18 protein-coding genes and 3 pseudogenes are annotated in these 19,354 nt (G+C 63.0%); 9 read left to right on the forward strand and 12 right to left on the reverse strand.

Annotated elements, in window-relative coordinates; genetic code table 11:
- Positions 1 to 48 precede the first annotated feature (48 nt).
- The 3 genes from C5E41_RS33205 to C5E41_RS33700 form a co-directional block, all read right to left on the reverse strand.
- Positions 49 to 561: a hypothetical protein gene (locus C5E41_RS33205; RefSeq protein ID WP_146097485.1), complete on the reverse strand. Its 513-nt coding sequence runs from the start codon at positions 559 to 561 to the stop codon at positions 49 to 51.
- A gap of 432 nt (positions 562 to 993) precedes the next feature.
- Positions 994 to 1,293, reverse strand: coding sequence for a hypothetical protein (locus tag C5E41_RS07400; protein WP_104375065.1), 300 nt, complete (start codon positions 1,291 to 1,293; stop codon positions 994 to 996).
- Between the two features lie 186 nt (positions 1,294 to 1,479).
- Positions 1,480 to 1,980 carry an integrase core domain-containing protein gene (locus C5E41_RS33700; protein WP_181063132.1) on the reverse strand — a complete coding sequence of 167 codons (501 nt, stop codon included), beginning with the start codon at positions 1,978 to 1,980 and terminating at the stop codon, positions 1,480 to 1,482.
- Positions 1,981 to 2,123: 143 nt separating this feature from the next.
- On the opposite strand from C5E41_RS33700, the pseudogene C5E41_RS34850 reads away from it, so the two are divergent.
- Positions 2,124 to 2,547 (forward strand): annotated as a pseudogene (locus C5E41_RS34850) (transposase domain-containing protein); the annotation flags it as partial.
- Between the two features lie 351 nt (positions 2,548 to 2,898).
- On the opposite strand, the gene C5E41_RS07415 reads toward C5E41_RS34850, so the two are convergent.
- The 6 genes and pseudogenes from C5E41_RS07415 to dapA all read right to left on the reverse strand — a co-directional run bounded on the left by C5E41_RS07415 (position 2,899) and on the right by dapA (position 6,941).
- On the reverse strand, positions 2,899 to 3,342 hold the full coding sequence (locus C5E41_RS07415) for a hypothetical protein (RefSeq protein ID WP_146097486.1): 444 nt from the start codon (positions 3,340 to 3,342) through the stop codon (positions 2,899 to 2,901).
- 24 nt (positions 3,343 to 3,366) lie between these two features.
- Positions 3,367 to 4,698: a hypothetical protein gene (locus C5E41_RS07420; protein ID WP_104375068.1), complete on the reverse strand. Its 1,332-nt coding sequence runs from the start codon at positions 4,696 to 4,698 to the stop codon at positions 3,367 to 3,369.
- A complete protein-coding gene (locus tag C5E41_RS07425) occupies positions 4,699 to 5,001 on the reverse strand; it encodes a WXG100 family type VII secretion target (protein WP_104375069.1) in 303 nt (100 codons plus the stop codon).
- A gap of 1 nt (position 5,002) precedes the next feature.
- A pseudogene (locus C5E41_RS07430) lies at positions 5,003 to 5,293 on the reverse strand (WXG100 family type VII secretion target); the annotation flags it as partial.
- A 496-nt stretch (positions 5,294 to 5,789) separates the two neighbouring features.
- Complete coding sequence (locus C5E41_RS33210) at positions 5,790 to 6,008, reverse strand: hypothetical protein (RefSeq protein ID WP_146097487.1); 219 nt, start codon at positions 6,006 to 6,008, stop codon at positions 5,790 to 5,792.
- A 42-nt stretch (positions 6,009 to 6,050) separates the two neighbouring features.
- Positions 6,051 to 6,941 (reverse strand): 4-hydroxy-tetrahydrodipicolinate synthase, encoded by an 891-nt coding sequence (gene dapA / locus C5E41_RS07435; protein ID WP_104375168.1) that lies wholly within the window; start codon positions 6,939 to 6,941, stop codon positions 6,051 to 6,053.
- A gap of 239 nt (positions 6,942 to 7,180) precedes the next feature.
- Here dapA and C5E41_RS35910 point away from each other — a divergent pair.
- A pseudogene (locus C5E41_RS35910) lies at positions 7,181 to 7,315 on the forward strand (hypothetical protein); the annotation flags it as partial.
- Between the two features lie 122 nt (positions 7,316 to 7,437).
- On the opposite strand, the gene C5E41_RS07440 reads toward C5E41_RS35910, so the two are convergent.
- Positions 7,438 to 7,740, reverse strand: a complete 303-nt coding sequence (locus C5E41_RS07440) for a helix-turn-helix domain-containing protein (RefSeq protein WP_104375071.1) — start codon at positions 7,738 to 7,740, stop codon at positions 7,438 to 7,440.
- A gap of 93 nt (positions 7,741 to 7,833) precedes the next feature.
- Between C5E41_RS07440 and C5E41_RS07445 the strand changes: the two genes are divergently transcribed.
- The 7 genes from C5E41_RS07445 (at position 7,834) to C5E41_RS07475 (ending at position 16,341) form a co-directional block, all read left to right on the forward strand.
- The gene (locus C5E41_RS07445) at positions 7,834 to 10,650 is read left to right on the forward strand and encodes a GmrSD restriction endonuclease domain-containing protein (protein WP_104375072.1); all 2,817 of its coding nucleotides are present in this window, start codon (positions 7,834 to 7,836) and stop codon (positions 10,648 to 10,650) included.
- A gap of 53 nt (positions 10,651 to 10,703) precedes the next feature.
- On the forward strand, positions 10,704 to 10,910 hold the full coding sequence (locus tag C5E41_RS34390; protein WP_104375073.1) for a WXG100 family type VII secretion target: 207 nt from the start codon (positions 10,704 to 10,706) through the stop codon (positions 10,908 to 10,910).
- A gap of 17 nt (positions 10,911 to 10,927) precedes the next feature.
- Positions 10,928 to 11,344 carry a hypothetical protein gene (locus tag C5E41_RS07455; RefSeq protein ID WP_104375074.1) on the forward strand — a complete coding sequence of 139 codons (417 nt, stop codon included), beginning with the start codon at positions 10,928 to 10,930 and terminating at the stop codon, positions 11,342 to 11,344.
- Between the two features lie 10 nt (positions 11,345 to 11,354).
- Positions 11,355 to 11,648, forward strand: a complete 294-nt coding sequence (locus C5E41_RS07460; RefSeq protein ID WP_104375075.1) for a hypothetical protein — start codon at positions 11,355 to 11,357, stop codon at positions 11,646 to 11,648.
- A 237-nt stretch (positions 11,649 to 11,885) separates the two neighbouring features.
- On the forward strand, positions 11,886 to 14,288 hold the full coding sequence (locus C5E41_RS07465; RefSeq protein ID WP_181063134.1) for an ATP-binding protein: 2,403 nt from the start codon (positions 11,886 to 11,888) through the stop codon (positions 14,286 to 14,288).
- Positions 14,285 to 15,415: an aminotransferase class V-fold PLP-dependent enzyme gene (locus C5E41_RS07470; protein WP_104375077.1), complete on the forward strand. Its 1,131-nt coding sequence runs from the start codon at positions 14,285 to 14,287 to the stop codon at positions 15,413 to 15,415. Before C5E41_RS07465 ends, C5E41_RS07470 begins: the two co-directional genes overlap by 4 nt.
- A gap of 2 nt (positions 15,416 to 15,417) precedes the next feature.
- Positions 15,418 to 16,341, forward strand: coding sequence for an aminoglycoside phosphotransferase family protein (locus tag C5E41_RS07475; RefSeq protein ID WP_104375078.1), 924 nt, complete (start codon positions 15,418 to 15,420; stop codon positions 16,339 to 16,341).
- 880 nt (positions 16,342 to 17,221) lie between these two features.
- On the opposite strand, the gene C5E41_RS07485 is transcribed toward C5E41_RS07475, so the two are convergent.
- Both C5E41_RS07485 and C5E41_RS33220 read right to left on the reverse strand, forming a co-directional pair.
- The gene (locus C5E41_RS07485; protein WP_146097489.1) at positions 17,222 to 18,388 is read right to left on the reverse strand and encodes an RDD family protein; all 1,167 of its coding nucleotides are present in this window, start codon (positions 18,386 to 18,388) and stop codon (positions 17,222 to 17,224) included.
- Positions 18,389 to 18,615: 227 nt separating this feature from the next.
- Positions 18,616 to 19,011, reverse strand: a complete 396-nt coding sequence (locus tag C5E41_RS33220; RefSeq protein ID WP_146097490.1) for a hypothetical protein — start codon at positions 19,009 to 19,011, stop codon at positions 18,616 to 18,618.
- Positions 19,012 to 19,354: the final 343 nt, after the last annotated feature.

Consider the following 19,354-nt stretch of genomic DNA (forward strand, 5'->3'; position numbering starts at 1 on the left):
GCGCGCCGCACGGTGACGCCGTTCGGGGAACAGGCCGAGAATGCCTGGTTACTTGCGATGGCGCCCGGTATATCCCTCCGGCGACGAAGAATCCTGAGCACCGTTGCGGTTGCCGCCGTCGGCGCCCTCGACGCCGGTGCGATCACCTGCAGTGGTTCCGATCCGGCGCGGTTTGGCGATCCGCCGGATGCCGGCGGTTGGGGCAGTCTCACCCGCTCGTTTCCGCCGCAGTTCGTCCAGATCGACGACGCTCGCATCCTGATCACCGGGGCAGGCGTCATCCGCCGCAGGGCCTGAATCGGCCACCGCGGGGCCGTGCCACGCCGCAGCAGGATTCACTGGCCATGCCCCGGTCTCCCGCTGCAATTCCGATCGCATGACGGGTCTGGTCGGCGGCGGATCGTTGACGCGGCTGCCCTCCGAACGCCACGTCTTACGGGCAGGCTGGGCAGCATCCTGCGCCACCCGCCGGGGGCGCCGGGGCAGCTGGACAACCTTCGGCGCGCCCGCCCCGGTGTTCTTCGGCGCGGATCGCCATCCCGGTACTTCCTGGTCAGACATCGAATTACCGGGCGACGAGCGCCGCTGTCCCAGTCGCGGCGCCGGTCGGGTCGCCGAGTCGAGGTCCACTTCTGTGGCTGATGGTGGTGCTCACGTTCCTATTGTCTCAGAGCGCCGCGGGTGGGAGGGAGGTCGGTGGGGCCGGGCGTGTGTTCTGATCATGTTTCGGAGTGGATCGGCAGGCTTGGCCGTCCCCTTCGAAGGGTATCGGTCTGGCTGCAGCGGGACGCTGGCTGGTGCGCAGTGCCAGGCCATCGGCTTTCGACCTCGTGTCGCAGAGGCGCTGGCTTCTCAGTCGGTATAGGGAGGGTCCCCCACTCCTCAGCGGTCAGGTAAGGATCGTCGTGCCACGGATCGCCGTACTTTTCATACGGATTTCCCAGCGACTCGAGCCTTTTCCGGCCTGAGTCTGTAATCTCCGCTCGGAAGACTTCACTCGATCCGATCTGATCTGATCTGATCGTCAGGAATATGCAAGTAGCCGGTGACGTCGTTGTAACCGTTCGCGATCCGCTCGATTCCCTCGTCTATCGAAACATTCCATGGCTCCCACGACTTGCCGCCACCCGGAAATGCGCCCAAGCGAATATATCCGGACTCGGCGAAGTGCCTGACCACCTCGAGAACGAACTCTCGGCTAAAGTGCTCGGAATCGAAGCGTCGTACCGCTTTTTCGAACTCCGAAACCGGTGCCCAGTCGTCCGAGACGCCATAAAGTAGGAAGTGCTCCATTGTGGGTTGACAACTTCGGTGGATGGGTTATCCATACTCTACTCACTGTACTTTTCGCAGCAAGCGGCGGCTTTTTCTCGCCGCCCTGTGTGCAGCGATGGATTCAGGACTGGGCTGGCCGACGCCGTGAGTAGTCCCCGATGACGAGACCACCCGGGAATAGAGTCAGGTGATTTCGTGCCGTGTTCAGTTGATCCCGCGGGCCACCGGGTGGTGGGTGTGGGTGCAGGCCGCAGCGTACTCGGCCGGCGTCAGGTAGCCCAGCGCCGAATGCCGGTGCCGTCGATTGTGGTCGGCCTTGGAATCGCCGATCACCACCCGGGCCTCGAGCAGGCTGGTCCAGTGGTTGCGGTTGAGGTACTCGGTCCGCAGTCGCCGGTTGAACGATTCGACGAAGCCGTTGTTCCAAGGCGTGCCCGGTGGAATGTAGGAGATCCCGACCCGGTTGGCGCAGAACCGTTGCAGGGCAACCGAGATCATCTCCGGACCGTTGTCCATCCGCAGCACCCTCGGCGGCCCGCCGGTAGCGGTGAACACCGTCTCGCGCTCCGCGACGAGCCGGTCGGGGGTGATCGACTGTTCCACCATGTGCAGCAGGGATTCGCGGGTGTGTTCGTCGATCATCGACGCGATCTTCACCGCCCGGCCGTCGGTGGTGGAGTCGAACTGGAAGTCCAACGCCCACACCGGGCTGTGAACCGTCTCGGGTTTGGGGCCAATGTCATTGACTTTGGGAGTTTGCCTGGGTCGGCGTGGTTGACTCGTTCTCGTCCGTGCCTTCTGTGAGAGCTGCTGTGCGACAGTATGTTCCGGGGTAGGGTGGGCGGTTCGTGGCGGAGGTGGAGGCGGCGGACCGGTTGACCGACCGGATCGGTCTGGGTGTGCTGACCCGGGTGGTGGGTCCGGATCTGGTCGATGAGGTGCTGGTGGCGAACTGGTCGGACCGAGAAGCGGCGGCGGTTGTTGCCGGCGCGGGTGGTGGTGTATTTCGTACTGGCGATGACGTTGTTTTTCGACGACGTCTACGAGGAGGTGATGCGCAAACTCGTTGACGGGCTGTGGTTTCTGCGGTCGTGGGACCAGGACTGGCGGGTGCCGACATCCCCAGCGTTGTGCAAGGCCCGTGCCCGCTTGGGTGAGGAGCCGGTGCGGGAGTTGTATCGGCGGGTCGCAGTGCCGCTGGCCGGTGCTGGGATGCCGGGTGCGTGGCTGGCGAGTCGGCGGGTCATGGCTGTGGACGGCGTCCAGATGGATATCCCCCGAAGGCGTCATCGTCCGGGTGGTCGAGTACGAGGTCGCCAACCGCGACAGCGATCAGCTGCCCGGGCCGATCCGGCTGATCACCACCCTGGCCGACCCAGCAGAAGTGACCGCGACCGAGCCGGCCGCGGCCTACCAACTGCCGTTGGGAGTTCGAGACCAGCCTCGCCGAGATCGAAACCCGCCAGCGCGGCAGCTACCGGCTGCTGCGCTCACAGACGGACGAGATACGATCTTGCACCCGCTCGAAGCGCAGAGAGCTGCGGCATACTGGTCATTGGGACTGCTGCACGGAGAGGTGACCTGCCCCACCGGTAGGGTCAAAATGATTAGATGGTGTTCTAATCAGTGGGCCATTACTTCTACGGCGGCCAGAGCGTTTTCTATCTCGTCCTCGTCGTAGCCGGTTCGGTACCTGCCCTCTAAAGGCCCGAGATGCTGCCATGCTATGCGGAGCGATGTGAGCCAAATATTCACGATGCTTTCTGGGATAGTCCTGATGATCGGCGCTTCAGGATCGCTTTGCTCCGCGGACCGACGTTTCGCATTCAGCTCCGCTGCTGTGTGGTTGTCGATCTCTCGAATCGTCAACTGTACTTGTTTCGGTTCTTCCAATTCGCGAGAAACCGAATACATGAGATTTTTGAGGAACTGCTTTGTATCAGCGGTCCATCCGATGTCTTGAAGCTCGTCCTGTGCGACGTTCGAAAGTTCGTACGTCAGCTGCCGCGCAACGCTGAAGTCCGTCGCACTCAGAGGGAACGTCCGCACGGCTTTCTGGTTCCTCATATGTCCTCCGTGCACGGGTGTTGGTTACCTGAGTTCGTGTTCGAAATAGTCGTGCCCATCTTTTGGAGTATAGACCGATCCGCCATTGCCGTTTTCGATGACAACTGCGCCAGTCGCTGGATCCCAGTAGGCGATCCGACCGTTGGACAGATATCTTGTTTCCTCGTTCGGAAGTTCGTTGTTCAGCACCTTTTCGACATAATCAGCGAGATTCTCGGGAGCCACGCCCTTGACATAGTGATCGCCGGTTCCTTGTTGTCCTCGGCTATTTGCGTGTTCAGCGATATTTTTGGCGATCTCTCGGGTTGGATCGTCGATTGCGGAGCCGGATCCGTCGCCGTGGTCGTCGATGATGACTTTCATGGCGATGATGGCGGCGAGTTTGGCGGCGTCTTTTTCGAGTTCGTTGACGGGAACGGCTTCGAAGGCTTTGACGGTAGCGACGGTGCCGACGGCGAGGGTCGTGACGCCGAGGATTTCGACGAGGGCGCTGGACGAGAAGGCTTCTTGGATGGCTCCGATGGTGGCTGTGACGGCCGCTGCTATGCCTTCTCCGGCGGCTTCGACGCTCATGCCGACGGTGAAGATGGCGAGGGCTATCCCGGCGACGGCGGCTGCGGCGACGCCTGCTTCGAGCCAGTTGATTTTGTTGGCGGTGTCGTGACCGAAGGAGACGGTGGCGTCGTGGTATTGGGCGGCGGCTGTGGCGATATTCTGGGCACCGGTGGCGACGTTGTCGGCGCTGGTTTTGAGGGTGGCGAAGTGGTCTTGGATGAGCCGCCGGTTGGTGGCGTCGTCCATGCCGTCGAACATGGCGGAGATGGTGGCGATGTCGGCTGCGGCGTTGGTGAGGGTCTGGTGGGTGGCGAAGGTGTGCCAGGTGGTGTGCGCTTTGTCGAGTTTGGCGGCGTCGGCATTCGGGAGTTTGCCGAATTTGTTGGCAACCTCGAGGACGAGTTTGTCGAAGAATGCTTTCACGCCGCCGTGGTCGTCGAATCCGCGTCCGCCGTCTGTGGGGACCGAGGTGGGCAGGTTGACGGTGTAGTCGCCTACTTGGCGGGTGTCGGGTCGTGGTGGGTAGGATTTGTTGGCGTTGCCCCAGTGGAAGCCCTGGGCGTAGAGCACGGCACCGTAGTTGGTGAGGGCGTTGGCGAGGCTGGCGGAGGCTTGCAGGGTGTGGTGTGCGGCTTGGTCGTAGGACTGGCCCCATTGTTTGCAGCCGTTCGCGTCGCCTGACATTCCATTGCAGTCGTCTTTGACAGCGTCGTGGACGGGTTTGTCTGCTCTGCGTAGTTCTGTTGCGAGGTCCTGGCATTTCTTGGCGGCCTCGTAGTAAGTCTGCCAGTCGATATTCATCTACTGCCCGCTCTGGAGCATGCGCCGATTGAGTTCCAGCGCGCGGGTGTAGCCGGTATGCGCCTGTCTTGCGGAGTCGCTCATCTCGCGGACACCGTCGACGAGTTCTTTCGCCCCGCTCATCCATTCGTGGTGTGCGTCGTCGTAGGCGCGAGCGGCCACACCCTCCCAGCCGGTGCCTTGCAGAGTGGCGACGCGTTGTTCGATGTCGGTGAGGTGATCGGCGATGAAGGCGGCGAGCCCGGATAGTCGGGAAACGATCTGGTCGAGGCGGTCCAGATCGACGGAGAACTGCGACCCCATGCTATGACCAGTTCAGTTTCGGGACGCCGAGCGCGTCGGCGCTGGCGTGGTCGACGGTGGCGAAGGTGTCGGCGGTGACGCCGAGTTTCTCGGCCATTTCGGAAAGTGCTGCGAAGATCCGGCGGCCGCCGTCGTGGACCTCGTCCCAACCTTCGGAGAATTCATCGGCATAATCCCCGGTCCAGCTGCCGTTCAATAGTTCGGCGACGTCCTTGTCGGCGGAGTCCAAAGCGCCGGAAAGAGTATCGGCCAAACCGTAGATATAGATCCCGACGTCACGCACCTGGTCCGGAACGACCGAAAAATCTCGGCCAGTAGCTGGAACGTTCCCCCACCCTCACTCATGGCGTCATGTTAAGTGATCGGCCGACTGTCGTCCAACGTAGGTGTTGTGAGGCCGTGGGGCATGACGTCCAGGTCAACGGCTTGCGGATTCGGCCACCCGCTACCTGCCAGTCTCATGAGAGACCTTGGTCATGTGCGTGCCGGCTGACCTGCGTGGTCACGCATCGCTCCGAACGAGTCCTGGTGACGAGCGAGATGACCGACTTTCAAGTCGCACCCTTCTTTGTTGGACGTACGAGAGTGGCGTTCGGTTCCATCTCCTCGGAGCGGCTGCCAGCCGTTGCGCGGTTCACGGCTTGTTTCGGTGTTCCGGTAGCGTCACGGACAGGATCGGCACGGCGAGCAGCAGGCCGATTGCGAGGATGAATCCGAGCGTGATCACCGTTCGTGCCCTGCATGCCTGGTAACTGCCGACCACAAGGTGTATTCCTGTGTGTCGGTGATCAGGTCGGCGGCTCGGGCGACGCCCATCCATGGGCTGCCCGGTCGATAGCGTCGAGGTGCGGGATCACGACCGCATCCGCGGCGTGCTCGAGGGCGTACTGCACCGAGATCAGAGCGACCAGGACCGCGACCGTGACGTCGTCTGGCGGCCGGTTAGCTGAGCGCTTGTGAGGCCTGACCAGTTGGCGACACTCGCGGGCCGAATAGACCTGCTGCATGGGCAGATTGAGGCTGCCGCACGGTGGTGTTCGCGTGCCTGTCTACAACAGCCCGGATTCCTCGAGTCCGGTACGCAGGCGTTGCTGATGCTCCGGCGGGCCCTGCCGGTATGGCATGCGCAGTGCATCGGAGGAGATGACGCCGAGCATTTTCATCGCGGCTTTGGCCTGAATGGCGCCCTGTGAGACGTGCATGATCGCGTCGACGGCGGGGATGAGACGCCGGTGGATCTCGCGTGCCCGAGACAGGTCGCCGCGGTCGACGGCGGCGATCATCTCCGCGTAGCGATCGCCCGCGACGTGACCGACCACCGATACGATGCCGGTCGCGCCTTGAGCGAGGTGTGGCAGGTTGACGACGTCGTCGCCGGAATACCAGAGCAGGTCGGTCTTCGACATGATCCGACTGGCCTCGAAGAAGTCGCCCTTGGCGTCTTTGACGGCGCGCACGGCGGGAATGTCGGCCGCGCGGAGGATGGTGTCGGTGCTCAGCGCCGTTCCGGTCCGTCCCGGGATGTCGTAGAGCATGACGGGTACTCCGCCGCCGGCCTCGGCGACCAGACGGAAGTGTTCGAGGATGCAGTCCTGCGGCGGTTTGTTGTAGTACGGCGTGACAACGAGCAGAGAGTCGGCCCCGCAGGCAACCATCTCACGCGCCGCACGAGTGGAATGCTCGGTGTCGTTGGTGCCGCAGCCGGCCATCACCTGGACCCGGTCGCCCACGGCCTCGACCACCGCCCGTACGCAGGCGTAGTCCTCCTCGTCGGTGGTGGTGGCGGACTCACCGGTGGTCCCGTTGACCAGCAATCCGTCGTGGCCGTGGTCGGCGAGATATACGGCGAGGTTCTGCAGGCCGTCGTAGTCGATCGAGCCGTCGGCGTGCATGGGGGTCACCATCGCCGTGATGACTCGACCGAAGGGGGTGTCCACCATGATCGTGAGATTACATCCGGCGAGCACCTCACTGCCCGTGCAAAAGGCCGTGCCCACCAGAAGTGTGTCGTCGGGCGGTTCCACGGGCGCTCGCCGGGGGCGTAAGCCTCAACCAGCGGCCGGCTCGACCACTCCTACCTTGAACAAGTGTGGCGTAAAAGCGTCTGAGGGTTGCCTTATGTAATAGCGATGGTGGATGTGGATTGCCGCGTTCCTGACGGCACCGGGGCGTCTCACCCCTGGTCCAGACGACTGGTAGTGGTCGGGCACTCGTACTTCGCGACGGTCAAGCGTTCCCAGCCGTGTGGTCCCGACCCCCGCAGGCAGGCACAACCTATACAACCCCCGCAGCTACAGCCATCCCCTTCGCGCCGGGGCAGGTCTGGACAGTTCTGATTCCAGAGCAGCTCTGGTTTCCGGCGGTTTCCCGTGCGCTGGACGCCGCCGATCACGCGGCCATTCATTACCACGTACAACTGGTGCTCGTTCGCGGTGTTCATCGCTCGAACTTCTTCAGATGCGCCTCCAGGTCGATCGGTTCCTCGTCGACGGACTCCCGCCTGCCCATCCGGCTTCTGTCCGGCGGGGCCAACACCAGTGTCACGTCCAAGGCCGAGGCGACGCGCGTCACCATGTCCAGCGGTGCCGACGGCTTATTGCCCAACTCGAAGGAGTTGAGCCACTGCCGCCCCACGCCGGCTAGCGCCGCCAGCGCTGACTGTGTGAGGCCATCGGCGACCCTGATCTCACGCAGCGCGGGGCCGAGGTCATCGGGGCGGCGCGCGGTAGCTGTCGTCATACGACGACATGTGTAGCGAGCCTATTGTCGCAAACACGCGCCGCCCGTACCGGTAATCTGCCGCTGGTCGGGCGTACGAGGGTGAGGGTTGGGATGAAGGCGTCGGAGACTACGTTCGCGGCACTCGTGCAGGGGGAGAAGCAGTTTCAGATCCCGTTGTATCAGCGCACGTATTCATGGACAGACAAGCAGCTCGCGCAGCTGTGGGGCGATATCTACGAGCAGGCCGAGTTGCTGGTGCAGGGAGACCGGAGCACTACGCATTTCTGCGGGTCGGTGGTGCTGGCGCCATCACCCCTGAATGATGCGAGTTTCGCGCGTTGGCTGGTCGTAGACGGACAGCAGCGGTTGACGACGTTGAGCCTCGCGCTGGCCGCGATTCGGGACCATATCGGCGCCACAGATCCGCGGCAGGGAGAGAGGATCGACGAGCAGTATCTGATCAACAAGTACCAGGAGGGCGACGGGTTCTTCCGGCTTCTGCCGACCCAAGCCGACCGCGGTGCGTACGGCGAGCATGTGCGGAAGACGCCCTCCGGTGGTGGCGATCGAATCAGCGCCGCGTACGGCTACTTCCGTAACCAGTTGCTCGCCCTGGATGGTCCGGCGGGCGCACCCGAAGTCCTCCAGATCGAGAAGGCGATTACGACGCGGCTCACGCTGGTTCAGGTGGTCGCCGATAAGGACGACAACGTCCATCGAATCTTCGAGTCGCTCAACAACACCGGCTTGAAGCTGTCCCAAGCGGACCTCCTGCGCAACTACTTGTTCATGCGGCTCCCGACGCGAGGCGAGCACGTCTACCAGACCTATTGGCTGCCGCTGCAGCGCAGTTTGGCCAATGATCAGCTCGAGCATCTGATGTGGCTGAAGTTGGTGCTCGACGGTGAAGCGCGGGTCCGTCGTCAGGATATGTACATCGCACAACAGCGGCGCTTTCAGGGCGATGACTCGGAATCCGATGTCGAGGCATACGTCCGCGAGTTGTATCGGCGCGCACAGCATTTCCTGCGCATCGTAGAACCGGAGCGTGAGCCGAATCTCGAGGTGCGGCGGTACCTTCGACGAATCGATCAGTGGCAGGCCGCGACCACGCACCCGGTGCTGATGATGTTGTTCGACCGACGCGAGGAAGGCGTAATCGACGCGGCAGAACTGGTCCGGGCGCTGTCGTACATCGAGTCGTTCCTCGTTCGGCGGATGATCTGCCATCGGTCGACGCAAAGCCTGAACAGGACGTTCCAGGAGTTGCCGGGCCAACTTCCCGACGATGCGACGATCGTCGACGGCTTGCGCCAGGCGTTGTCCGCACCCCGCCGCTACTGGGCGACGGATGCCGAACTCCGGGAAGCGATTGCGACGAAACCCTTCTATTGGCAGGGCAAGTCGGAGCAGCGGCGGCTTGTGCTACAGCGACTCGAGGAGAGTTACGGACATCCGGAGCCGATCGACTTCGACGCCGCCAAGCTCACCATCGAGCATGTTCTTCCGCAGCAACCTGGGCCGGAATGGCTGCAGGCCTTGGCTGTTGGAGTCGGCGAAGAGGGCACTCCTGAAGAGCTGCACGAGCGCGTCGTCCACACCCTAGGCAATCTGACGCTGACCGCGGAGAATTCGCGGCTGTCCAACCATCCTTTCCAACGCAAGCAGGATTTGCTTGCCGGCTCACACCTGGAGATGAACCGCCGTATCGCTGCGACGACGAGCTGGGGAGTAGCCGAAATCGCAGCGCGCGCAGACGAGCTGGCCGACCGGGCGATCGCGCTGTGGCCCAGCCCGACCGTCGGAGCCGACAAGGTGGAGATGACCCGGGATTGGACTCTGCTTCGTCAGGCTGTTGCCGCTATCCCGAAGGGCACCTGGACGTCGTATGGCGATTTGGCTGCCCTGGTCGGTTCGAGCCCGATCGCTGTCGGTCAGCAAATGACTCGATCGTTCTCCGGCGCGCATCGGGTACTCGATTCCGGCGGTCGGGTCGCGGCCGGATTTCGCTGGCCCGAGGGCGAGGACCGTGGCGATGTCGTCGAGGTGTTGCGCGAGGAGGGAATCATCTTCAGCGACAAGGGCGTAGCCTCCCGCGAGCAGCGATTGTCTACTCGGGAATTGGCGGATCTGCTCGGTATGACCGGTGGCGACGATGCCGAGAAAGACGGCGCTGCACCTGACGTCAAGATCCGTCGCGATCGGTTCTTTTCCCAACTTGCGCAGAACAATTCACAGCAAGTGGTGGACGCGGTGGGAAACCTTCTCAACTTCTGGGAGTCCGTCGGCGGATATCTGGACTACGGGTACGGCTCCAAGTCCACCAGTTGCTTCCTCATGCTCGAACGTGCCGCATCCGACGCGATCTGGCCGTTGACGTTGTATCCCGGCAACGGTGGGGTCGGGAAGGCTGAGGTCGTATTCCAATACCTCGCCGACCGTGCCCCCTTCACCCACGCCAGTGTGCGAGACAAGCTGCGGTACCGAATGAATGAGCTGACGAAGGTGAACATCCCCGCCGGCAAGCTCGCCCTGCGACCGGGCTTCCCGCTGACCGCGATCGTCGACGAAGTCGACTACAAGCGACTGTGCGAGACGTTGGTCTGGTTCCGTGACACCGCACTCGACCTGGTCGGTGATGTGCTGGTTTCGGAGGGGCCATGGGGCCTGGATCCCGCGTTGGTCTCGGCGCCGGTTCTCGAACTCCTGCGGACGCTGTGCGAGAGAGGAATTGGAAAGCCGGAGATCGGCGTCGAGCGTGGAAAGCGGAACTGGCCGGTAGAGGCAGCGTGGCTGAATCAAGGCGTTGTGCTCGTCGAAGGCGTGGACAGCGATCGGGACAATGGGTTGCGCGCGGAGGGGTACAAGGTCGTCTCCGTCGAAGGAGCGGATGTCGATCGCCTGACCGCGGAGCTGGGCAGCAGTTGAGTTCCGGCGGCCCCGTTGTGCGGATCCATTCGTTCGTAGGAGAAAGTGTGGGTGTGACATCCGCAGACGCCGCCGCCGAATTCGCGTTGGTTCCCGAGCATGTGCGCGATGCTGGGCAATTCGTCCAACAAACCGCACATGCTCTGATCTCCGGAGTTCGCTCTGCGGACACTGAAGTCCAGGGCCTTATGGCCACATGGAAGGGCAGTGCGGCCGACTCCTACCTGACAGGCTGGGAGGAAGCGCAGGTTCGGCACTGAGCACCGACGAGCGATGGATGCTGACACGGGGTCCCAGCAGCGACCTGATTCGCGGACTGCGCGAGGGCAACCTCACCGCCGACCAGCAGGCCGAAGCTGCGCGCATCAACGCCGCTCTGGACAAGTTGCCCGCATACCAAGGGCCGGTAACCCGGCACATCGAGCTGTCACCGCAGGAGCTCGCGAGGTTCGAGCCTGGACAGACGGCACCGGTAAACGGATTCATGAACAGCAGCAGCCGTGCCGGCAATGACATCATGACGAACACCACCAACACCGAGTTCCAGATCTTGAGCAAGAGCGGCCGCCAAGTCGCCGATTACGGTGGAACCCCTGACGAAGTCATGTTCAAAACAGGAACAAACTTCTACTGCAAGAGCAAAACGGTCGACCCGGCAACTGGTCGCACCATCATCACCCTGATCGAACCTTAGGAGATACGTCGTGGCGAAACGAGTCGGTCGGTTCACCTTCTTCAGCAGGGAGGAAACGGAGGCGCGCGGATTGGTTCCGTCCGAAGAAGAACTGGCACGCGCCGACGAGATATTTGCCGAATTCAACGAGAGGCGTCGGAACGCCCCGCCCGAGCCCGCGCGGTCACCTTCGCTCGGGCTGGGTGAAAAATGGGGCGTCGATAGCTTCATCGGCACCGAATTCGAGGGCTGGACCCGCGACGCAAGTGGGCAGTGGTACGACAAGGACGGTCAGCCGGTCGCCCACGACCGTGATGCTCAGTAGCGTTGAAAGTGGAGGCGGCCGCGGTGCCGCATCGGCCCCCCGAGCAGTCGTCACATAGTTGAGGGAGCTCCGGAAGACGCTGCGTGGCAATCGGATTCAACACTTCGACGCCGAAGACGTCCCGGCTGTCGCGATCATGCGCGACATGTTGCGTTTCGACGTGAAACCAGCAGGGCGCCAGCGACATTGTCGATTAGACTGCACCCTCATCAGGCTTGACTGATCTGGAGGGGAATCTTGTCAGCACTCGCGGAGCCCACACCATTGGTCGACCGTGTCAATGAGCTGGCCGAGCTGCTCGGGCGTGTCGACCACGTTGTCGAGACCGGCAAGGGTGATGTGCTCGTTCTGCAGGGGGAGGCCGGCGTCGGAAAAACGAGTCTGCTGGAGACGTTGGCGCATCGTGCCGTGCAACGGCATGTTGAGCAGGGCTTGCTGGCGGGGTACGGCCAGGCGATGCTGAATTCGTTGGCGTCCGACTCTTTTCAAGCGGTCAGGGAATGCCTGCGTTCGCTGACTTCGTCGGTCGAGCGATCAGGCTCGCGGTCGAGACTCGAGCGGCTGGCCCGCTCGTTCGGGGAGCACGCGCCGGACTGGATCGAGTCGGTGCCGGTAGTAGGTCAGTTGCTGGCGGCCGGGGTGCGGACAGGGCAGACGTTCGCCGCGTCCGGTCATGATCAGGCGGAGATCGACAGCCGGCTGGATCAGTTGCTGCGATTCATCGAGGATTTGCTCGCCGAAGGACCGGTGCTGATGGTTCTCGACGACCTACACTGGGCCGACACCGCCACAATCGATCTGCTCACGACGATCGCATTGCGGATCGACGGTCCGCTGATCATGGTGCTGGCGTTCCGCCCGTATCAGCTTCGTGCACAGGATCAGACGCACCCGCTGCAGCGAGCGGTGTATCGACTGTGCCGGTATCGGCCGGAGACCATGGTGATGGATTTGCCGCGGTTGTCGAGCGCCGATACCGAGCGGCTGATCCGTCAGGTGGCGAAAGATGCTGCCGTTCCGGTGCATTCGGTGTCGAGGATCGTTCGATTGAGTGCGGGCAATCCGTTGTTCGCGGAGTCTCTCGTGCGAGTGAGTGGACAGACGGATGTGGTTGCCCCACAGCAGATCACCGCGGTCCTCGAAGAACGGCTGTCCTACCTCACTCCGGAAGATCAACGGCTGCTGGAGGTAGCTGCGCTGATCGGTTACAGCTTCGAGGTCGACTACCTCGCTCGGCTCGCCCGCATGGACATCGATGACGTCTACGATCGCTTGCACGTGCTGTTCGAGGAGTACGGTTTGGTGCGGCCCGCTGAACCGCGCGGCAATTTCGATCGGTATCTGATTCATCATCCGTTGTTCGCCGAGATCCTGCGGGAACGCGGAGCCAGGAACGCGCCGCGTTGGCGTCGTCATCATGCCCGGTTTCTGGAAATCCTCGAAGAAGAACCGCATTGGGACGATGAATCGCAGGTGCGCGCAGCCGCGGTCGCTGTCGCGGCTCGTGACCAGACGAAGGCCGCGTCGCTCTCGCTACTGGCCGCACGTCGGCAGCTCGCGCTCGGCGCGGTGTCCAAGGCCCGCGAACTGGCGCAGATCGCGGTCGAGCATGCGCCGTCGTTCGAATCGTGGTCTCTGCTGGCCGAATCCCAGTCTGTGAGTGGCGATCACGGCGCTGCCACGCAGTCCTGCGCAGCGGCGTTGGCGTTGGCCGAAGGGGATCGGCTCGATCCCGCGGACGACGCTCGGGTGCGGCTGCTGTGGGCGCGTAACCTGCGGATGACCTGCCACTGGGATGATGTGGACCGCGTACTGGATGAAGTGCTCGCAGTGCATGTGTCTCCGGGCGAGATTCGAGCCGAGGCTTTGATGCTGAAGGCGGAGATCGCGTTGTGCGGTCCGGCCCAGGACGCTGCCATTTGCATCGACCTGTGCGAGACGACCGCAACGATGACCAGCCGACCGGAGGTCCGTTCACGCGCATTCGGCCACCGAGGTCTCGCGCACCTCGCTGCGTATGAGCCCACCGAGGCCGACCATTGGCTCACCCGATCGATCGAGGTAGCCGGGGACGTCGGTCATCCCTACACCAAATATGAGGCATTGCACTGGCTGAGCAAGAAGACGATGGCCTGCCTCGAACTCGAGCGCTCGTGGAAGTTGCTGGAGGAACTGGGCCGCATGTCGCGGACATCGGGGGTTGCCAGCGACAATCCGCCCCATCTGCGGGATTCCAGCCGGGTATTGGGCCTGCAGCGGGACTACGTCGGCGCGGCGGAGGCATTCGCACGTTATCTCGATGTCAGCTTGTCGCCGGGGCTGGGCCGGGTTGCCGCGACCCTCGCTTGTCAGGTGATCGAACTCGATGCTCTGCACGGGCGAGCATCCGGTGATGGACTCCTCGCCGAACTTCGGGGCGTGTCACAGCGGGACTTACTGACCGCGGACCGGCGGGCGAGGCTGATCGAACTGCTCGAGGTCATCGACGGCCGCCGCCCGGATTCGAGCCCTGTCGATCTCGCTATCGCCCAGCTCGGTGTCGCACCCGACGACGCTCTCGCCGCCGATGCGATTTTCCGCTTCGACGTGCCGAGCCTCACGAACCTGCGGGCCGTCCTCGGACATGGTGCGGGATCGTGAAAGCCTGCGCCTACGAGAGTTTCGCACTCGCCCCAGGTCTGGTGCAGCTCAACCACGCCTCCTACGGCCTCACGTCGCGGCGGGTGATGCGGGCCGCCGACGAGGCTCGCAAGCGGATCGAGGCCGATCCGACCGTTCGGCTCGGTGCCGAACTGTTCGAACTCCTTCGCGACCGAACCTCGCGTGTCGCAGAGGCTTTCGGCCTCGAGCCGAGTCAGACCACATTCTGCGCCAACGCCACCTCCGGCGCAGCCGCCGTCATCAGCTCGCTGCCGCTCTCCGCCGGCGATACTGTGGTCGTGCTCGACACGGAGTACTCCTCGATCATCCGGGCATGGGAAGTCGCCGCGGCCCGGGTATCGTCCAAGGTCGTTTTCGTGCCGGTGACGTTGCCGTTCCACAGTGCCGAGCATCTGCTGACCGCCCTCGACGCCGCGGTTCCCGGCGCCGTCGCCTACCTCCAGATGAGTCTGGTGAGTTCTTCAGCGGCGGTGCGCCTTCCGGTCCAGGCGGTCGCCGCATGGGTGCGACAACGCGGCGGCCGGCTGATTCTCGATGCGGCCCACGGGCCCGGTCACGTTCCGGTCTGTCCGTCGGAATGGGGCGCCGCCGCAATGTTCGGCACCCTCCACAAATGGCTGCCGTCCCTCCGCGCTGTCGGTTTCCTCTGGCTTGCGGAAGAGTTCGTCGACCGCGTCCAGCCGGCCGAGGTTTCACTGACTTGGGATTCCCGCGACCTAACCGAAAGATTTTCCTGGCCAGGAACATTCGATCCGGCGCCGCGACTGACGATCGACACCGCGCTCGAGCAGTGGACCGACTGGCAGACACGCGGCCTGCTCGCCGAGAGCGAGGCGCTGGCCGACATCGGGACGCGACTGCTCACCGACTGCGGCGCTCGCCCGACCGCGGACGCGGCACATCTCCCGCCGCGCATGCGGGCGTTCCTCCTGGATGGTGTGACCGTGCCGGAAATCAAAAACGCGGTGCGAGCTGCGAACATACGAGTATGGGCAGGCCCAGGCCCGCGCGGTGAATGCCTCCTCCGATTCGCCACCCACATCTACAACGATGAGCCCGACTTCGAATCCCTCGCCCGCACGATCAAGGAGGTTCTGACCCGGTGACCATGCCCGCCATCCCTGAACGCCTGGAAAAGGCGATCCTCTTTCTCCGCGGTGAGCAGGACGGCCGCAGGTGGCTCGACGCCCTGCCCGATCGAATCGCGCACTACGCCCGTGAATGGAAGCTCGAACTGGATCGTGTCGCCGACAGCGGAGCGATGTCGTGCTGCGTCTACGCCACCACAGCCGATGGCGCCGACGCAGTGCTGAAGCTTCCCGTGGACCGGGAATCCGGCGCGACAGAAATCGGCCTGCTCGAACGGTGGTCAGCCGCCGGCGCCGCCCCCGAAGTCCTCGAACACGATGAATCCGGAGTGTTCCTGATGACCCGGATCGTGCCCGGCCACACCGTCTGGCCCACCGACGGCGCTGCCGACTCCGAGAAATTCGGCGAGCTCCTGCTCAGACTCAACGCGACCGATCTCCCCGAACCGCCTGTACTCAAGAATCTGGCCGATGTGTCGGCGATGCGAATCGGCTGGGCCAGAGACCGTTTCGCCGACCCGCGGTATGCCGAGGATATGGAAGCGTTCGGCGGCGACGGCCACCTCGCCGCAGCGGAGCGAATCCTGGATCTGCTGCTCCACACCACGACGCAGTCCCACGTTCTCCACGGGGATCTGCAGGCCAAGAATATTCTTCAGGGCCCCGACCACTGGCATGCGATCGATCCGCTTGGGGCGGTGGGGGATATCAATGCCGAGGCGGGTCTGTGGGTGGCGATTCAGGACGGGCCGGCTTCGATCGCGGACCGGCTTACGCAACTGTATGAACATCCGCTGCTCGACGAGAGCCGTTTGTGCGCATGGACTTACGTCTTCGCCGTAGCGGAGTATCGAAGCTACTTGCCCCCTTCTGCCGAGCGGATCGCAGCGTTCGTCTCGAGTGCGGAGGTGGGTGAATACATCCACCGCTTCGGCCCGGCCTGAGGTATGTCTGATGATCGCGGTCGGTACTCGCATGTCAGCCAACAGCCGAACGCGCAGGGTCTTCGCTCCGCGCTGTCCACGCGAATGTCTTTGCGTCGCGCCATCGAGACGGGGACTGAAGTGACAGAGAAAGAAGGATCGGTCGGGAGGAGGGGTGCTCGTCTCACCCCGGAGCAAATCAATCGGATGAGGCGAATGAACTCCGAATCTCGCGCTCTGCTCGACGTGCTTTCGGACAGGATTCCGGGCGAACAGCTCGAAAGCTGCCGGAGCTCGAGTGACGCCGGAGAATACGCCGAATTGGTGGACGAGATCGCTGCGATTCTCGTGAAACGTGAGATTTCGGTGACCCCGGTTGATCTCTGGGGTCCGGCGTCCTCGAGGTGGGCGGCGTGTCCCGGTGGGTTTGGTTGGCGTGGAGCGCTATTCGCTCAAGTACTGTTCGACTTCGGCCAGGGAAGCGGACTCGAATGGCCGGCCTGGAGTTTGTTGCGCGACATCACGGAGTACCACTCGTTCGGTTCCTATATCCGAATCGCCGCCGATGAACCCCGAGCTGAACATGAACTCCCTCGGCGTGTGGAATCCCTGCGCACGGGTGCCCGTGACGTTGTATGGCGGTCCGTTAGTTGACGCCGTTCAACCACGGGCACCGCTCGCGGAGTCGGTCACGGTGTCAGCCAATCGTGCACCAGTCTCGTTGGCGGTGTGTGGGTTTCCGATACGGGTTGCTCCTTGTCCCGCGCGTGTGCTGCAGGATCGTGGGAGAGTGGGTGGGGTGTTACATCATCCGATTGCTGGTCTTGCGGCTGGTGCTGACGCTGCTCTGCCAGCGAGTACGTCGAGTTCGACGACGGGCGTTGAGGTTCAGGCCGTTCCATTACCCGGCCATACGGTTGCGTTCGCGCACATCCCGCCACCGGACGGCCGTCATGAAGTAGTTTTCGTCATCGTCCGGGCCGATGCCGTCGCCGAGGATGGCCAGCGGGAGATAGAGGTGGAACAGCCAGGTGGCCAGGAGTCGGCCGAAGGTCGGATAGCGGTTGGTATCGGGTTGTATGGCGACAAGCCCGAAGATGGCCTTACCGATGGTGGTGTGGACGATCGACTGGATGACAACGCGGTCGACGAACGAGGCTGCCAGCCAGCAGCCCAAGGCGATGAACGGGTTGAATTCGATCTGCTGAATATCGTGGGCGCGCAACGCCTCCGGAGAGAACCCGGGCGCGACCACCAGCCCGATCGCGATACCGGAAAGTAGATGTAGCGCGAAGTCGACGATAAACGCGCACGTCCGCCGCAGCTTGCGAGGAGACGGATAGCCGAAATCCTTCAGGCTGCCGTACCTGATGCGCGGTGGTGTGGGGTCCGCGGTCGGTGACGTCATGACGACTGTGCCATTTTCGCGGCTCAGTTGGTAACCAGCGCTACCGGAAACCGAAGAGCGTTCAGGGCCGCTCCGTGGTCCCTCGGCGCGATCGGTGAATGTGAACCGCGGTGGTTGCCTCGCTTTGGAGTAATAGGCGTAGCGCAGATCCTCGCCGCCGGGCCGGGAAATCACTCCATACCTTTTCGGATCACCGGCGAACCAAATCTCCGGGGTGTTGTGGTTGACCAACTTTCCGAGGTCTTTCGGCCAGGTGCTGAGGATGAGGGTCGAGACATGGTTTCGGTGGGGATCGAGTAACGTCACCCATTCATTTCGTCCTGCCCTGATGTATTGGATCTTCCACCTTGTCCAGGCGTGGCGTTTAACCGACCTTCGGCGCCGGTGTCCGATCCAGACAAAGGTGCCGCCCAAGATCGTGCATATCGTGAATATGACGGCGGTGGGTGAGATGAGCAGTCGGCCGATTCTTTCCGCGCCGTGGATCCCCGGCCGGTCGAACTCGTTGATGAGCAGGAGACACAGGGCGCCGCACGCGATGCCTATGAGTAGCAGTGGCCAGCGGAAGAACCAGTTCCTTCGCAGGGCGGCGCGGGTAGCGGGCCATTCGATGGCCGGGCTCGATTGTTTCCTGGACACCCGATCGGGGGGACTTTCCATCGGCGATCAACCTTCGTTCACATGTTCAGCATGGAGGGCCGGCTTGGCGACTTATCGATCTTCGCGGATGCCGCGAGCAGGAAGAACATATCCCGAAGTTCGGACCTTCAGACAACGAGATCGTCGAGAACTCGATGGCGGCGATGGTCGTCCCATCATCGGAAGGGATGAAGGCTTCAAGCTGAAGGACTGTTGCCGAACCCGATTCGGTTGCCAGATCAGTGATTTCAGCTTGCGGTTGTGTCCGGATGGGCTCTGTGAACAGGATGGATCGGCCTTCGATGTCGACCGGCTCCACTACGAGGGATGCATCCTCCGGGTAGTGCGGGTGTGGTCGTCTGTGCGATCAGCTGGGCAAATTGTGTATCAACCTGCTGGTATGCGTCGTGGCACCGAGATAGGCCATCCGCGGGTTGCAGTGGCAGCCTCGCCGATGCGCTGGATTCCGAAATGCCATCGCGTTGAAAGCTGTCAGCGGCGTCGTCGAGCGTCTTTGTACCGATATCGGTATGGCCGCTATGGGCCAGCGCCTTCATGGCGTCGTTCAGCACCTGCTCCGAATTGCGCAGCAGGTGAACCGCTTTGCCCAGCGCCTCGATATCAACCTGCAAGAGCCCGGCCACCGGTCACCTCCTCGTCTGCCGACAGCCTGACGACGGGGTGTCGGCAGGCGAGCGGACGTTATGGTCGCCCGAAAATGAAGACGTACGCAACTCCGGCACGGTTCCGCTGGAAGACAAGATGTTTTCGACGGAAGAGAGCCACAAGCCCGGCAAGATCGGCGGCGGGCACGGCAAACAGTTGGCCCGTGCGACCGGCGGTTACCCTGTGCCCGAGGCGGTTCCCGGAGAGTCCAAGCCTTCGGGAAGCTCGGATGTGCCTGCGAGACAACACACGTCGGGTTTGATACGTCGAGGGGAAACTGACCGTCAGGGCGGTGGTTCGCCTTCTCAGTCCGCGGGTGGC

This window comes from Nocardia nova (assembly GCF_002933465.1).
GTDB classification, from domain to species: Bacteria; Actinomycetota; Actinomycetes; order Mycobacteriales; family Mycobacteriaceae; genus Nocardia; species Nocardia nova_B.